The organism is Micromonospora sp. NPDC049171, assembly GCF_040648275.1.
In the GTDB taxonomy this organism is placed as follows: domain Bacteria; phylum Actinomycetota; class Actinomycetes; order Mycobacteriales; family Micromonosporaceae; genus Micromonospora.
The window spans coordinates 65356-78993 of record NZ_JBEZDJ010000013.1 but is presented as its reverse complement, the minus strand read 5'-3'; the positions used below and the strand labels follow the sequence as shown (position 1 = coordinate 78993).

The following is a 13638-nucleotide window of genomic DNA, read 5'->3' as shown; positions in this document are numbered from 1 at the left end:
AGGCTCGCCAACGCCTCTGGGCGGGACCATCCCTCCTCACCGCCGAGCCAGCGACCTAAGTTCTGCGCAGTCCAATCACCGACAGCGACCGGTCGACACCGAAATGGATTGCCCCGTTCAGGAAAGCCGAACGATCAGAGCAAATCGACGCCTAGCTTGTTGTCTCGCTGTTGTCTCATGCCGAATCCGAGCAGTTTCCGCAGTTGAGAGCACGTTTCTTTGACCGGATCGGACTAGAGTGGTGGCGACGATCGGGGAGGCAGGATGACGCGGACGCCATCGCCACGGAGTCAGCTCTTGGTGCATCCGTTGAGCTACGTTCGAGAACAGCGAAGCTGGACGCAGCAAGATCTCGTCGATGCCATCGCGCGCCGTCTAAACACTGCAGCCCGGCGCGAGAAGGCTTGGCGCTGGGAGCGATGGGGCGTGGTGCCAGATGAGGATTCGCAGGTCGCATTGGCCGACGAGCTCGGCGTTGATAGGCAAACAGTTAAGGCACTCGGGTGGCCTCACTGGCTCCCTACCGGTCCCGCAATCAGCGCGTCAGCGCCCTGGACCGTCAAGGGAGCAGTGGACTTGCTTGACGAGACTGCAGGACCAGCAGTGCTAGACCGCCGAGGGTTTCTGATCATGCAGGCCGGGTTAGCTGCTGCGATAGCCGAACGGTGGCTCGCAACCGAGCCTCCTAAGATCAACGCAGCGCTTGAGGGAGGCCGCGTCGACACAGATCTCCTAGATTGCTTTGAACAGCGGCTGCCGGCCCTGCGCCGCATGGACGCCAGCCTCGGCGGCGGGAGCGTGCGGTCGCTGGTTGACGCCGAGCTTCGGCTGGTGACGGATCTCCTGCGACATAGCAGTTACTCAGAGGGTGCCGGCAATCGCCTGCTGGTTGTCGCCGCCGAGTTGGGACGAATCGCTGGCTGGGCCAGTTTCGATGCAGGGTTCCACGCGGCGGCCGAGCGTTACTGGTTCACCGCCCTCCACGCTGCCCACTCCGCAGCCGACCGCGCGGCAGGCGCGAACATCCTGAAGTGCATGAGCCTTCAACGGGTCGACACTGAACGCCCCGCCGAGGCCCTCCGTTTGGCCGACGCTGCGCGAGCTGGGGCGAAGGATGCGCCCGCCCGCGTGCGAGCCATGCTCACTACGCGTTTGGCTCGTACACATGCAGTGCTTGGTGAATCGGTAGCGTGCGAGCGAAGACTCGCAGAGGCCGACACAGAGATGTCACGCGCTGACGATGAAGCAAGCCCGGCCTGGGCCAGCTACTTTGATCATGCGGAGTACTCCGCCCAGGTGGCGGCCTGCTACCTGCTTCTACAGCGCCACCAAGCCAGCGACTACTGGCTTCAACAGACCCTCGCACTCCAACCGGCCGAGCGCAGCCGGGACCGCGCAACCTATCTGATCTGGCGTGCCGATTCCGTACTGAATCTCGGAGATGTCGAGCAGGCATGCAGCCTCGTTGCCCAGGCTGCTCCAGATGTCGTCGCCACGCGATCGGTACGCAACCACCGCCGATTGCTGGACATTCACGGTCGTCTCGTGGTGCATCGACACCCGGCCGCAGCAGCACTGGACGAGTGCGTGCGTAGTCTGCTGACATGAGTGAGGCCAATAGGGTCGCAGTTGTCACCGGCTCCAACCGCGGCCTCGGCAAGGCCATCGCCCGCGGCTTAGCCGAGACCGGCGCCCATGTGGTCGTCACCGCCCGTACCGAGGAAGCCGCACATCGGGCCGCCAACGAGCTACTCGTGGACGGACTCTCGGCATCCGGACAGCAACTAGACATCGCCGATCCGGCCAGCGTCGCTCGTGCCATGGCGGACGTGGGCTACCAGCACGGCCGGCTAGACATTCTCGTCAACAATGCCGGCATCGCCATCGACCGAGGCCAGGCAGCGGCCAGCGCCGACATCGAGAAGGTGCGAGCCACCCTGGACACCAACATCATGGGGACCTGGCGCTGCTGCACCGCAGCCATCCCCGAGATGAGGAAGAGCGGGTACGGCAGGATCGTCAACGTCACCAGCCACATGGGGACCTTTGGCGAGATGGGAACCGGTAGCGTTTCCTACCGAGTGTCGAAGGCTGGGGTGAACGCCCTAACGTGCATCCTCGCAGCTGAGCTCAAGGACGACGGCATCTTGGTAAACGCGGCGTCCCCGGGAAAGGTCGACACCCGACTGGCCTACGGAAAGGCGAACTCCACGCCCGACGAAGCGGCGGACACCTTCGTATGGCTTGCCACGCTGCCACCAGACGGCCCGACCGGGGGACTCTTCTACCAGCGACGCCCACTCAGCTGGTAGCGGTATCGCCGGCAGACGGGGCGGCACCGAGCTACCTCTGAGTGATCAACAGATGACGTGAACGAGATCTTCATGTTTGACTGTCTTCATGCAGGCGGGGGAAGCGCGGCTGTCAATCGATTGTGGTGACGCCAGCACCGTGGCTGTTCTTGCCTGGGCTGACGGCAGTGCGTCTGCGCTGTCGTTTGACGGGTTGCCGTATCTGCCCAGCGCTGTATACGTAGGCCCCGACGGGGAGGTACGGACGGGGCAGCGGGCGTGGCAGGCCGCCGTAGAGCAGCCGAGCAGGCTCATTCCGAGCCCTCGCCGCGCCGTCGAGGGCGGCGTGGTGATCGATGAGACGCCGGTAGAGGCACTCGCGCTCGCGGCGGCGCCGCTGCGCGCGGCGGCGGCCGAGGCCGAGCGGGTTGCCGGCGGGCCGGTGCGGGATGTCCGGCTGGTGGTACCGGCAGATTGGGGGCCGCGCCGGCGTACTTGGATGAGGCAGGCTGCGCATCGGGCGGGTCTTGCGCAGCCGCGTCTTGTCGAGGCTCCAGTAGCCGTCGCCGAACATCTCCTCGCGACCGGTCTGCAATTGCCGGTTGGGGCGTTCATCGTGGTCTGCGACATCGGCGCGGGCGCGGAGGTGACAGTGCTTCGCCGCGGCCCGGCGGGGTTTGAGGTCCTCTCGACCCTCGCGGACTCTGCCGCTGGCGGCAGCGCCGTCGACCTAGCCTTAGCTGCCGCTCTGACCGTCGTTCGGAGCGCGCCCAGCGACGGCGTAGGCGATTGGGCGGTAGCGGAGAGCGTCCGCGCGGCGAAGGAAACCTTGGGAGTCCACCCCGCGGTCACGGTGCCTCTCGCGGGGCAGGCACCGGTCATCGCGAGCAGGGCCATGCTCGTCGATGCTGCTCTGCCAGTAATTCGACGCGTGGCGGAGCTGGTCGGGGAGACCATCGCTGCCGCCGAACTCTCCCCCAGCGACCTGGCGGGGATCTATTGTGTCGGCGGCAGCGCACACCTGCCGCACCTGGACACAGTCGTCGCCGAGCGCACGGGCATCACCCCCACAGTTGTCTCCGAACCTCAACTGGTCGCGGCCCGGGGCGCTGCCGACGCTGGCTCGGCGAACGCGGGGACGGTCGCGGTCGAGGTGCCGGTTCCGCCAGTGCGACGGGCCGTGGCAATCGCGGTGCCCGGCTTCGCGTCACTAGCCCTGATCTGGCAGTGTCTGCTGACCGCCGAAGAGCACAACGTATTGGTGTATCGCTCGGTGCGCTTGAACTGGGGCGAGTTCACGATGGCCGCCGTGTTCGCCCTGCTGGCATGCCTCGCCGCAGGAACCGTCCTTGGTTCAGTGATTGCCGCACGGAACCCGACACCGAGTACCCGCACCGAAGGCGGGAGGGTCAGTATCGGCATCCTCGCCGCAGCGAGCCTCGGCGCGGCGATTGCCGGTCTCTACGCGGTCGTCACCAGCCAGTACTTCGGCGAACCCGTGGGCCCCTTCCTGAGGTGGGCGTTGTGGCCGATCACTCCGATCTTGCTGATGGCCGTAGCGATGGCAATGGTGGCCGCCCGACAATGGCGTGCCCCGCACGGCGGCTGGTCGGCGCTGCTCGCCGCACCAACCGGATCGATCGTCACCGCAGCACTCGGCATGGGGTTGATCCAATACTCGCTGACGGCCGACAGGTGGCCGGATCGGCTGTTGTGGATCGACATCTCCGGGCGCGTCGGTGGTCTTCTCCTCGGCGTCGGGTTGGTCATGGCGCTGGTGGCGCCGCTGATGTTCCGCCTCATACTCGGTGCCCCGGTCGCGGTGATCACCGCCGCGATCGTCAGCAACCAGGCCGCCGGCATCCTCGGGGTCAGCTACGCCGTGGCGGTGGCGATGTGGTGGGCGGCCCGGTTGTGGACCAGGATCGTCCGCCCCGCCGCCACGAGCCCTGTCACTGCGCGGCGATCAGCGGGTGCCGGGCCGTCGGGTGGGGGTGGGTGAGGTGCGGTGGCCGCGCCAGCTGATGTCGCTGCTGGTCGTCCTCGCGCTCCTGGCCGGCCCGCCCGTGGTGCTGGTACTTCTGGTCGGTCCACCGGTACGTGGATGGCCGAGCCCGGAACAGGTACGGGCGTGGGTGCAGCAGCCGCTGACCGAGCAGACCCTCACCGCCGCGTTGACGATCGGAGCGTGGCTGCTGTGGCTGCTGCTCGCCTACACCGTCGCCATACGCGTCTTGACCCGTCTGCGCACGACCGCGGGATGGCTGCGCCGGCTTCCACTACCGACACCACTGCAGGCGACGGCAAGCGGAATGGCCGGAGCCGCAGTCTTCGGCATCGCCACCAACACGGCCACCACCGCCCCGCCGCAACCATCGCCTCCGCTCGCCGCAGGGACGCCCGAGAATTCCGACGGGGTCAGCCCTCTAAATAACGACACGACGGCGAGCGATGACGGGATTCACCTCACCGGCGGGTGGCTGCCTGATGAGGTCGCCGGGCAAGTCGTTGCTGCCGCAGCCCTCGTCTGGCTGCGCCGCCGCCGCGACTACCAGCCCCGCCCACCAGACCCACGCCGGCGCGAAGAACTCGATGCCGCAGGACTGCCCCCGACCGTCGCGGCCGTGCAGGCAGCCCTCGCCGACGCCCCCGCCCCGTCGGTTGCATCGGAGCCGTCGGGCAGCTTCGCCGACCTCGTCGGTGCCCTCCCGGTCAGTGGTCTGGGAGTCAGCGGACCAGGCACTCTGTCGATCGGGCGAGGTCTGCTGGTCACCGCCCTGTTGGCCGGGTATCACCTCCGCACCCCAACGGTGGTCACCACCAGGGCAACGCTGACCAGCCTCCTGGGCGGCAGCGCGCTGGCGCTCGCACGGCGTCTACCGCAGCTCACTGCCGTGGAGACCATCCACGACGCAGCGCGGCTCGTCGAGTCGGCCCTCTCACCGAGGATCGTCCTCCTGCTGGAAGAGGAGTGCGACACCCACGACGTGAGAGACGTCGCTGATGTCGCGGCCATGGCCGGTGGCCGAGTCGTTGTGCTGGGAGGATGGCCGGCGGGCCCGACCTGGCGGGCCACACCGACAGGCCATCTGCACGACCCCTTGCGCCCCGAAGAGCCTGGACCTCGACTGTGTGTCCTGGACCAGGTGGCGGCGACTGACCTGCTCGCCGTCATCGTCCACCCCGACCCGGCACCGCCAGCCCCAGCGACTCCGGGCCCTCCCCCGCCGCACGTGGTGCCACCGAAGGCCCGCCTGCCGCGGCAGGCGAACCGAGGCGAGCCCCGCAGCCGGCTTGGTGCTTCCACCTCGCGGCTTCGCCTACGCGTCTTGGGCGAGCCCACCCTCCTCGTCGATGGTGAACCCCTCACCATCCGCCGCAGCGCCGCCCTCCAGATCCTCGTCTTCCTCGCCACCAGCCACCCCACCGGCGCTAACACCTCACAGCTGGCCGATGCCATTTGGCCGGGTGTCCCCCGCCGGTCCCTCACCGGACGGCTCTACACCACCCTCAGCGAACTCCGCACTGCCATCCGAGATGCCAGCGGGCTGCATGTCATCGAACACACCGACGACCGCTATCGCCTCAACCCGGCAAACGTGACCGTCGACCTGTGGCAGCTACAAGCCGCCATCCACCACGCCGCCAGCGCCGTCACCAACACCACCGCTGCCTGGCAGGCCATCGTTGACGCCTACCCCGCTGACCTCGCCACCGGACGCATCTGGCCATGGCTCGACCCCGTTCGCGAAGCGACCCGCCGAAGTGTCATCGACGCCTGCGCCGCCCTCGCCGACGCCGAACCCGACCCGCAGCGCGGCCTTGCCGTGTTGCAGGCGGGCCTCCGCATCGACCCGTACAACGCAGCCCTACACGCCCGTGCCCGCAGCGCGCTCACCGCTCACGGTGACCACGAAGCGGCCACCGATCTGCAGGGCCGCTACCTGCGATTGCTGTCGGAGGCAGGGCTCGACGACGATGCCACCGATAGCCTCCCGAGCAGGGACAGCAGGGCAACCGGCGTCAGCCGGCAGTAGCCCGACCCGCCTAACCTGAACCGGCCTCGGTCCGTCTGCTCGCGTACCCCTCCGTGCGCTCGGCAGCTCATCGCGCCGTGGCTGACGAGTTCTAACGACGCATCCGGCCAGCGGCGGCATCCCGTGTGATGCCGCCGCTGGCCGACGTTGAGGTCAGGAGCTGCAGGTGTTGAGCATGGCCTGTAGCGCGGACTTCTCCGACGACTGCAGTCTCAGGCCCCAGTTGTACTTCACCGTGATCCACATCTTGCTGTACGTGCATCGGTACGACGACAACGACGGCTGCCACGTGGACGGGTCCTGGTCACCCTTGGACTGGTTGACGTTGTCCGTCACCGCGATCAACTGTGGGCGGCTCAGGTCATTGGCGAAGCTCTGCCGGCGGCTGGTGGTCCAGGAGTTGGCGCCGGAGCGCCAAGCCTCCGCGAGGGGCACAACGTGGTCGATGTCGACGTCGGAGGCAGCCGACCAGGTCGCTCCATCGTACGGGCTGTACCAGCGGCCTGAGGTGGCCGCGCAGGAGCTGTCGACGACCACCGAGGTGCCGTCGCGTTTGAGGACCTGCTCACGGGTGTTGCAGCTGCCGCTAATGGTGATCCAGTGCGGGAACAGGTCCCGAGAGTAGCCGCTGGTCGAGCCCTCTGTGGCCACGGTCAACGCATTGAGCTGCGATTGTGCCGTCGCCTTCGATGGAATGCCCGGAGGCGTGGCGGACGCCGGCTGCACGCTGACGCCGACGAGGCCAGCGCTTGCGACGACTACGGCGGCAGCCGCGACGGCATGCACAGCGCCGGGGGAGCGGGCAGAGAGTCGTGTCCGCATAGCGGCCTCCTCGACATCGGGTAGACGGCAATCGTCTACCGCGATCATGTCCATCGAAGTGCGTGTTTGTGAAGAGAGGAGGAAGCGGCAACAAATCCGCATCGTCACCTCACTCCCCCGCGTCGGGAGGCACGGAGGAACGGCAAGGCCGTGACCTGCGGGTGTAAGGCCGCGTAAGGCCGTGTGAGGTGCTGTTAGCACCGGCATCGGTATCAACACCGATTCCAGCTCCTACGGTCTGTCTCACCGACCCCTTGCGCACTCCGGGAGGGAGACACGCCATGGCGAGACTGACCTCAGCAGTGCTCATGCGCGCCGGAACCTTCGTGCTCGCGCTGGCACCGCCGGTGGTGCTCTACCGGGCCGGCTGGATCGACCCCGGGGTGGTGTCGGCGGACCAGTTGCGCGTGTGGCTGAGCCAGCCATTGAGCGCCGACTTCCTCGCTTTGCTGGGGCAAGTCGGGGCCTGGCTGCTGTGGCTGCTCCTAGTCACTGCTATCGCGGATCACACCCACCAGTACCTTGCCGACCGCCTGCGCTGGCACGTCGTGCTGCACTTACCTCGGCCACTGCAAACGCTCACGGCGGTTCTGCTCGGCAGCACAGCCGTCACCACCGTGGCCGCTTTGCCCGCTGCCGCCGACAGCACCACCGCGATGGACGCCGAGCCGCCACCAGACGCCCCCTCGTCGGTAACCGAGAGGCGACTCACCCTCGACACCTTGGAAGCCCCGCTGGCACCCACATTACGAGTGCCACGCGCAGAAACCCTGAAAACGCCACCGGCCCTGACCGCCTCCGTCCGATCCGCGACGCCGCCGGCCCTTCGTCAGGAAGCCGGCGCCAACGTGGCTCGCGTCGGCCCGGGTGAGACGTGCCGAGTCGTCGCCGCAGACACCTTGTGGGATCTCGCCGCGAAGCATCTCGGTGACCCGAACCGCTGGCGGGAGATCTACACACTCAACCGCGGGCACAAGCAGGCCAACGGCTACGCCCTCACCGACCCCGACGAGATCCACGTCGGATGGACACTCGCGCTCCCCGCCCGTGAAATCACGCCAGCACCTGCATTACCTGATTCAGCCACCTCCACCACTGACCGCCCTGACGTCACGACACCCGGGGCCACCGACACCGCGCCGACCGCATCGCCGGTACCACCAGCCAGCGCCATACCGGCCCCCGACACCCCGACAGCGAGTACGCCGAGGCCGCCCACCCCCGCACCGACCACGCCGAGCGTCCCTGCCGACGGCGCGCCGTCCGCCTCCGAATCGCCCCCCGATCAACCAGGGGACGAGGCTGGGATCGCACTGTCGACGCAGGGCTGGATCAGCCTCGGCTTGGCCGCCGCCATCGCCGCAGTAGCCGTCCTGCTCCGTCTCTACCGTCGCCGCCACGCCCGGCTGAATTTCCCGACACCCGTCAGCTCTGCGCCGCAACCCACCCCGACACCGCCGTCTCTCAGCCACGTCGAGACCATCGGCAGCCGCGACCTCAGCACCGCCGTCGGTGACCACCGCCGGACCAGCCCCGCCGTCGGTGACCACCGCCGGACCAGCCCCGCCGTGCCGGCTCCGGTCGGCCTCGACATGGAGGGCAACGAGGTAAGCCTGTTTCACCTGCCCGGTCCTGGCCTCGCCCTCAAGGGAGACAACGCCATCCCAGCAGCCCGCGCCGTCCTCGCCGCTGCCCTGACCACCGGCGTCACGGACAACGTCACCACCCGCCCGGTAGTAATCACCACGGCAGACCTCCTCGCCCAACTCCTCCCCCCGGGTGCCCCGCTGATAGGGCTGGACCCCGACGGCACCGCCTACGACGGGGAACGCCTCATCGTGCTCGCCGACATCGCAGCGGCGGTCACCCACGCCGAAGAGGAGATGATCGGCCGACGCCGGCTGCTGGACACCTTCGACGCCGAGACCATCACCGACCTCAACGCCCGCACCGACCACGCCGAGACGCAACCGCCGTACGTGCTTCTCATCGAGTCCAGCCCCCGGCACGCCGCCCGCCTCCAGGCCGTCGCCACCCACCGCGCCGCCCTGGACCTGCACCTCGTCATCCTCGGCCCGCACGACGGCATCCCCACCGTCGAGATCAGCGCCGAGGGCACCGCCACCGGCGACGAACCGCACTCGGTGACCCGGCTGTCCACCCTCGGCGCGGATGACCTCGCCGCCATCCTCTCCATGCTCACCGACGCGATAGCCCGCCCCGAGGCCGGCGCCGACGTCGACGACCCGCCCGCCGAGATCTCGCCGTCCGCGGTGACCGTCGAGACGAACGAGGCGGTACCGGTCCAGCCCGAAGACGCGGCGGCCCTGGTCCGCCTTCGGGTGCTCGGCCCGGTCACCGTCGCCACCGACGCCGGTCCGATCGCCACCGGAATGCGCAGCGGCTCCTACACCGCGCTCGCCGTCCTCGCCGCCCACCCCGCCGGCCGCACCCTCGATCAGCTCGCCGCCGACCTGCACCCCGACACCGACCCGACTGCCGCCGTCAAACGCGTCCGAACGGACATCACCTCCGCCCGGCGGGTGCTACGCACCGCCACCGGCCACGAAGAGCCCATGTTCATCGTCTACGACCCCGCCACCAGCCGGTACCAGCTCGACCCCGAGACCGTCACCGTGGACCTCTGGCAGATGCTCACCGCCATCGAACAGGCCACCACCACCGACGACGAGGCGACGGTGCTCGCCGCGCTGCGCCGGGCAACCGAGCTGTACGGGGGTGACTTCGCCGAAGGCCACGACCACACCTGGGCCACCGACTACGCCACCCGCTACCGCCATCAGGTCCTCACCGTCTACGCCCGCATCGCCGAGATCCTCGAACCCGACCATCCCGACCAGGCCATCGCCGCCCTCGAACGCGCCGCCGACCTCGACCCGGTCAACGAGGAGCTGTACCAGCGGATCATGCGCATCCACGGCCGGCAGCAACGGCCCGACGCCGTGCGGCGCACCCTGCGCCGATTGGAGGAACGCCTGGCGGACCTCGGCGATGTCGAACCGTCCCATGCCACCCGCCGCGTCGCCGAACGGCAGCTCCGACCCATCGCCCCGGCCAGCGGAGGACGGCCATGAACGACACCCAGCTCCAGCGGATGCAATGGGCCGTGCGGGCGACGCTGGCACTCGGCGTGGCCGCCTCGGTCACCGCGAACATCCTGCACGCGCAAGCAAACCCGATCTCCCAGGCCATCGCGGCGTGGCCACCGTTGGCATTGCTGATCACCGTCGAGCTGGTAACCCGGGTACCCGTGCACCGGCGTTCACTCGGCGTCATCCGGGTCGTCGCCGCCTCGGCTATCGCCGCCATCGCCGCGTGGATCAGCTATCACCACATGGTCGGAGTCGTCGCCCGATACGGCGAGACCGGCACCGTGCCCTATCTCCTACCGCTCTCGGTGGACGGGCTGATCATCGTCGCGTCGGTATCGCTCGTGGAACTCGCCGCCCGCCGCCGCGAAGCCGAACGCAATCCGCGCGCCGTGCTAGCCGAGGCAGCAGCGGCACCGTCACCGGCCGAGCGCACCGCAGCGGCGCCTGTCGAGCCCCCGCCCGGCACCGGCGAATTCCCGCCACCCGATCGGAGACCGCTGTCCGAGCGTCCTCCCGTCGACGTCGTTGTCGATGTGGACGTCGATAGGTCGCGTCTCGATGAGGCTCCTGACACCGCCGAACGCCCGGCGGTCGATCACGAATCAAATACCAATGAGACTGGTCACGACCTCGGCACGGAATCTCACGATGACGACTCGTCCGACGACGCGGACGACGCCGATGTGGATCTTGCCCCGGATCTCGTACCGCTGCTGCCTGCCGCCCGCGACGCCCGCGACGCGCTGATCCGCGAAGGCCAGACCGTCAGCCGAGATGCCCTCGCACGCCGCATACGCCAGAACGGTCATTCGATCCGCAACAGCGCCGTGTCGGAACTCCTCGCCACCCTGCGCCAGGAGGCGCGTTCGGTCAACGGCTCCCGCTTCACCGCAAAGGTATAACGTGCCATCGCCAGCTCACCGCACACGATCAGACGCGCGAGGAGGCCGTAGGTGAGCGAGCCTGCCCGAGCGGCCCGCGCCGCCCGGCCACCGCACCAGCAGCACTGCCCGCCCTGGTGTACGGAGTGCCGCCACGACGACGCCGACCCTTTCTCGCCCCGGTCACTCTTACACCGAGGCGTGGAGGACACCGTGCAGGTCTATGACCCGGCGTGCCTCCTGATTGAGGCACACGTGCGCGTCGCGTTTGGACAGGGGCCCCGAGTTGGATCGGCACCGATCCCGCCGACCTGGAAGGCCCTACGTCGAGTTCAGCGTTCCGGCCGAGGGCGTCCTACAACTAAGTCTTAACCCGGAGCACGCTCGCGGCCTCGCCGTTGCCCTGCTCCGCGCCGCCGACGCCGCCACTCGAGGCGACGCCCCGCAGTGGCACATACCAAACGTGAGCGGCGACGCTCCACCCTCGAACAGAGCCGTGTGGCTTCGTTCGCGAGATTGGGCGCCAGATGTTCGCGACTTTTGGCGACACCTTGCTGTCACCGCGTGCCGAGATGTTCATGAGAACCGGCACTACTCGTGGATCTTGACCGCCAGTGGTGCCGGCGGTAGCCCTCCGGAGCCCGTTCATCCTTCGTGCAAATGACTATGAAGCGACCCGGGTGCGGGGTGCGCGGATCTGCCGATGAGCGGTTGCCATCCGATCGGTTCATCGCGGCGACCGCACCGCGGATGATGCCGCACCAGCAATGCGAAATAATTGACGAATGCCCGAGTACAAGGTCATCTGGATTCACGTGAACATGAGCTGGACCGATGGGGAAGTTCAGGACATACCGCTTGCAACTGAAACTATCAATGGTTATTCTCGCGAAGGGTGGGAATTCGTGTCGTTAGTTCCAGGGACCAACGCACAGACCTATCACGGCGTGTTTGTGACGCTGAGGCGCAACTAGCCGTCCACGTCGGTCGTAGTCACAAGCGTCTGCAAGCGTCCGCTTCAGGCAGACAAAGTTGTCCGATGGCATCCGGATCTGCCGCCGTCCGTGAGCGCAGGTAGGAGGAGCCGTCACGCTCGGTGTTCGGCGTCCCGTGGGCCCGGCATCCTGAACTGCCGATGAGAGTACGTTGAGGGCACAAGATCAGGATAGGGCTCGGCCTTGCTCTCTACTCGGCTCTGGACGTTAACCTGGCATTTCCCCTATGGTTAGAAGATGCAGTTGGGAGCCATGCTGGCCATTACCCTTCCCGGCGAAATAAAAAATGCCTTGCGAACGCTGCAGAACCTCTTTCACGAAGAAGTCCTGCCGATTACCCTCGCTGGCCTTGCCTTGGCTATCTCCGTATGGGCAGCCTTAATATCTCGCCGAAGCATGAAGGCTAGCGAAAGAAGCGCCAGGGCTGCTGAAGTCCAAGCACGCCATGCCGCGAGTCAGGCTGAAGCTGCGGAACGCCAAGCCGTCGCAGCCTCAGAGCAGGCGTATTCAGCGAGCTCAGAGGTGTCCACGGCCATTCAAGCCTCGGAAATCTCAGCGCTGGAGGGCGCAAAAGCGAGGATCGACGCCTCATTGCCTCGCGTCTCGGCAGTGATTTTCAAGAAAAATGATTATGCTGGATTGGCGGAGAACAGCTATGCATTGCCAACCCCCCTACCCCCCATGTCCATGACTGCATCAGTGAAGCTCGATCACTGGTCGACCGAGGGTTCGGCAGACTCAACCCCGCACTGGGCTTGGGACGCCTTCTTTGTTTCGCATGGGCTGCTGTTCAACTTTGGGAACGAGCCGGCTCGCGTGATTTCGCAAAGCGTGCAGTTCTATGCCGGCACCCACCCCTTCACGGGAGAGGAAGTCAAAGAACCGGCCACAACTATTCACGGCGAGAAGATCCTCTACTCGGGCCAATCTGCACTCTTCCAGGTCATCGCGAGAAAGCAGGTGGATGACTGGGTTCAGATAATCAGAAAAGGAGAAGGAAAGAGGGAATGCTGCGAGGCCTACCTTTCTTTCTTCCCGGCAGATTTCGATGAACCTGAGTGTGGAGTGAAGATTCGCACCACGGGAATGCCGTTGAGTCGTGTCGCGCTGGACGGCGTTTATGCCATTTTTGAGCCGAACAGCTATTTTGACGTGCACTTGGAATTCTTGCGGAACTATCCGGATTCACCCGAGGAGATAGCAGCTAGACTGAAAGGCGACAGAGAGGAGTTGTCTGCTCTTTATATGAGAAGGCAGCGGATGAAGTTTTTTCGCGAAGAAGTTGCTAATCCAAAGCCGAGCGACGAGAGTGCTGGGGGCGACGCCGACGCTGCGGTGAATGACTAATTGATAGCAGGAGCTTGAACACATGAACACACCGCTCGGAATTGAGTTGAACCGCCTCATCTGCCGCCGTCCGTGCGCGCCAGCGGCCGGGTGTCATCGTTGGAGCCGGGTGTCCATCCCAGCGATGATCGGATACCCGGATCTGCCACGTC

Annotated in this window: 9 protein-coding genes; 8 read left to right on the top strand and 1 reads right to left on the bottom strand. The window is 66.8% G+C overall.

The genetic code is table 11. From position 1 onward, the window contains the following. Positions 1 to 576: 576 nt before the first annotated feature. The 4 genes from AB0B14_RS18050 to AB0B14_RS18035 all read left to right on the top strand — a co-directional run bounded on the left by AB0B14_RS18050 (position 577) and on the right by AB0B14_RS18035 (position 6328). Positions 577 to 1608 carry a transcriptional regulator gene (locus tag AB0B14_RS18050; protein WP_357523059.1) on the top strand — a complete coding sequence of 344 codons (1032 nt, stop codon included), beginning with the start codon at positions 577 to 579 and terminating at the stop codon, positions 1606 to 1608. Continuing rightward, a complete protein-coding gene (locus AB0B14_RS18045) occupies positions 1605 to 2312 on the top strand; it encodes an SDR family oxidoreductase (RefSeq protein WP_357523058.1) in 708 nt (235 codons plus the stop codon). The genes AB0B14_RS18050 and AB0B14_RS18045 overlap by 4 nt, the downstream gene beginning before the upstream one ends. 325 nt (positions 2313 to 2637) lie before the next feature. Then, positions 2638 to 4293, top strand: a complete 1656-nt coding sequence (locus tag AB0B14_RS18040; RefSeq protein ID WP_357523057.1) for an Hsp70 family protein — start codon at positions 2638 to 2640, stop codon at positions 4291 to 4293. 1 nt (position 4294) lies between these two features. After that, the gene (locus tag AB0B14_RS18035; RefSeq protein WP_357523056.1) at positions 4295 to 6328 is read left to right on the top strand and encodes a hypothetical protein; all 2034 of its coding nucleotides are present in this window, start codon (positions 4295 to 4297) and stop codon (positions 6326 to 6328) included. A 153-nt stretch (positions 6329 to 6481) separates the two neighbouring features. Here AB0B14_RS18035 and AB0B14_RS18030 read toward each other — a convergent pair whose 3' ends face one another. Beyond that, positions 6482 to 7150, bottom strand: a complete 669-nt coding sequence (locus tag AB0B14_RS18030; protein WP_357523182.1) for a DUF1524 domain-containing protein — start codon at positions 7148 to 7150, stop codon at positions 6482 to 6484. Between the two features lie 281 nt (positions 7151 to 7431). On the opposite strand from AB0B14_RS18030, the gene AB0B14_RS18025 reads away from it, so the two are divergent. From AB0B14_RS18025 to AB0B14_RS18010, 4 genes are all read left to right on the top strand, one after another. Next, positions 7432 to 10245, top strand: a complete 2814-nt coding sequence (locus tag AB0B14_RS18025; protein WP_357523055.1) for a BTAD domain-containing putative transcriptional regulator — start codon at positions 7432 to 7434, stop codon at positions 10243 to 10245. Beyond that, positions 10242 to 11165: a DUF2637 domain-containing protein gene (locus AB0B14_RS18020; protein WP_357523054.1), complete on the top strand. Its 924-nt coding sequence runs from the start codon at positions 10242 to 10244 to the stop codon at positions 11163 to 11165. Before AB0B14_RS18025 ends, AB0B14_RS18020 begins: the two co-directional genes overlap by 4 nt. Before the next feature lie 764 nt (positions 11166 to 11929). Continuing rightward, positions 11930 to 12118: a DUF4177 domain-containing protein gene (locus AB0B14_RS18015; protein WP_357523053.1), complete on the top strand. Its 189-nt coding sequence runs from the start codon at positions 11930 to 11932 to the stop codon at positions 12116 to 12118. Between the two features lie 258 nt (positions 12119 to 12376). After that, entirely contained in the window at positions 12377 to 13486 is a 1110-nt protein-coding gene (locus AB0B14_RS18010; RefSeq protein ID WP_357523052.1) for a hypothetical protein, read from the top strand. Positions 13487 to 13638: the final 152 nt, after the last annotated feature.

Coding starts and splice junctions, on each gene's coding strand:
- AB0B14_RS18020 (WP_357523054.1), top strand. CDS start 10,242: ATGAACGACACCCAGCTCCAGCGGATGCAATGGGCCGTGCGGGCGACG.
- AB0B14_RS18030 (WP_357523182.1), bottom strand. CDS start 7,150: ATGCGGACACGACTCTCTGCCCGCTCCCCCGGCGCTGTGCATGCCGTC.
- AB0B14_RS18010 (WP_357523052.1), top strand. CDS start 12,377: ATGCAGTTGGGAGCCATGCTGGCCATTACCCTTCCCGGCGAAATAAAA.
- AB0B14_RS18025 (WP_357523055.1), top strand. CDS start 7,432: ATGGCGAGACTGACCTCAGCAGTGCTCATGCGCGCCGGAACCTTCGTG.
- AB0B14_RS18015 (WP_357523053.1), top strand. CDS start 11,930: ATGCCCGAGTACAAGGTCATCTGGATTCACGTGAACATGAGCTGGACC.
- AB0B14_RS18045 (WP_357523058.1), top strand. CDS start 1,605: ATGAGTGAGGCCAATAGGGTCGCAGTTGTCACCGGCTCCAACCGCGGC.